4 protein-coding genes are annotated in these 1,720 nt (G+C 32.0%); 1 reads left to right on the top strand and 3 read right to left on the bottom strand.

What is annotated here, in order from left to right; translation table 11 throughout:
• The coding region (locus H5S41_RS10725) for a transposase (protein WP_182603300.1) at positions 1–191 on the top strand (191 nt) is incomplete at its 5' end.
• Positions 192–673: 482 nt separating this feature from the next.
• On the opposite strand, the gene H5S41_RS10720 is transcribed toward H5S41_RS10725, so the two are convergent.
• From H5S41_RS10720 to H5S41_RS10710, 3 genes are all read right to left on the bottom strand, one after another.
• On the bottom strand, positions 674–859 hold the full coding sequence (locus H5S41_RS10720) for a hypothetical protein (RefSeq protein WP_153710713.1): 186 nt from the start codon (positions 857–859) through the stop codon (positions 674–676).
• Positions 852–1,301 carry a hypothetical protein gene (locus H5S41_RS10715; RefSeq protein WP_182603299.1) on the bottom strand — a complete coding sequence of 150 codons (450 nt, stop codon included), beginning with the start codon at positions 1,299–1,301 and terminating at the stop codon, positions 852–854. Before H5S41_RS10715 ends, H5S41_RS10720 begins: the two co-directional genes overlap by 8 nt.
• Positions 1,302–1,329: 28 nt before the next feature.
• The coding region (locus H5S41_RS10710; protein WP_182603298.1) for an LPXTG cell wall anchor domain-containing protein at positions 1,330–1,720 on the bottom strand (391 nt) is incomplete at its 5' end.

Genomic DNA, 1,720 nt, shown 5'->3' with positions numbered 1-1,720 from the left:
GAACGGAAATGGATACGGCTATCGCTACATTAAATAAAAATCAGTCTTATGTCATTAATAGTACCCAGTTTGAGTTCTCCAACGGTCCCTTAGAAGGGATCAATCGTCGAATTAAGACCCTCAAGCGTTCCTGTTATGGTTTTGCCAATCAGCAATTTTTCTTTTTAAGAATTGATTGTTTATTTGCGTAAAAAAAACACCTCCCACATTCTCGTAGGAGGTGTTGATATCCATCAATACCAGTTGACAGATACCCAATATTGTGGCATAGGCCATTAATGATAAGCGGAGTTAGATGAAATTTAAATATTTCATCTAACTCCGCTTCCCTTTAAAATGAATATTAGTAAGATAAAAAGGAATACATATTAAAAAATACCGTTAACCTAATTACTAATAAATTCGCTGACTTTAATAAGGTTTACCAAATTCTTAAAAAGAATCAAAGATGCTCTAATTATAAGTTTTCTAATAGTTCTTTAGGAAAAATAACTGTAAAATCAAAATGCTCAAACGAATATACTATAAATTTACAAATTAGAAATTTTACTTTTAAGAATTGATTGTCTACTTATATAAAAAATGCTACTCACATTTTTTGAGTAGCATCGATATCATTTTGTAGGTAGGAATTGTTGGTATTTATACAATTCGCTTACATTTTATTTATCATTTATTCTTCAGGACTTCGTAAATTAAGTAATTTTTTATAAAAAATCATTACTAAATCTAACGTAATATCTGAATTTGTTGGAACAATTTTATTATCATCATCTTGATTTTTTAATGATAATAATGCATTATACAACATCTGAGTTTTAGCTAGTTTAATAGCTTTATCAAATAAATCACTATTCAAAAGATAATTCTCCTTTTTCTAATAAAACATCTAAATTACAGTGCCATAAAACATAAGCCGTATTCTTTAAGCTTGAGTCAGTAAATATGCTTTTATGATTTCGCAGTAATGGTGTCACATGGGACGTATATGCACTTACGCTTAATTTTATAATTTTACAAATGGTTCTAACATCAACACCGCAAATTCTTAATAATACAGCTCTAGCTATTTTATCATTAATATTATGAGTATTAAAGAACTCATTAATACTTTTAATAGCCTCAAGGTCTCCTTTTTTTTCCTGTTCTTTTAAACGTTTTCTAAATTTTTTAATTTCTACCATTCGCCAATCCTTAGGTTGTAACATCTTATCAATAGATTGAGAAGAATTTCCCCATTCATTGTTCTCAGTTAAACTGTTTAAAGCGTTAGATAGTTCTTTTGTGATACATGTACTCACATTAAACCACTCCTAATTTTGGAATAATTTACTGCTTTTTTTTAGCACTGACAGCAGATGCAGTTAATAGACCAGATAATCCTAAAGTAATTAGTCCAGCCATGGCAGCTGCATTATTATTTTTATTACCAGTCTGAGGTAACTGCTGGGCATTATTGGTAATATAAGATGTAGGTGTAGCAGAAGTACTGTTAGATACAGGTGTAACAGTAATGCTGTCAGATGCAGGTGTAGCAGAAGTGCTGTTAGATGCAGGTGTAGCAGAAGTGCTGTTAGATGCAGGTGTAGCAGAAGTGCTGTTAGATGCAGGTGTAGCAGAAGTGCTGTCAGATGCAGGTGTAGCAGAAGTGCTGTCAGATGCAGGTGTAGCAGAAGTGCTGTCAGATGCAGGTGTAGCAGAAGTGCTGTCAGATGCAGGT

Source organism: Limosilactobacillus albertensis, assembly GCF_014145555.1.
GTDB lineage: Bacteria > Bacillota > Bacilli > Lactobacillales > Lactobacillaceae > Limosilactobacillus > Limosilactobacillus albertensis.
Note: the sequence above shows the minus strand (reverse complement) of the source record. Positions and strands in the feature narration are given on the sequence as shown.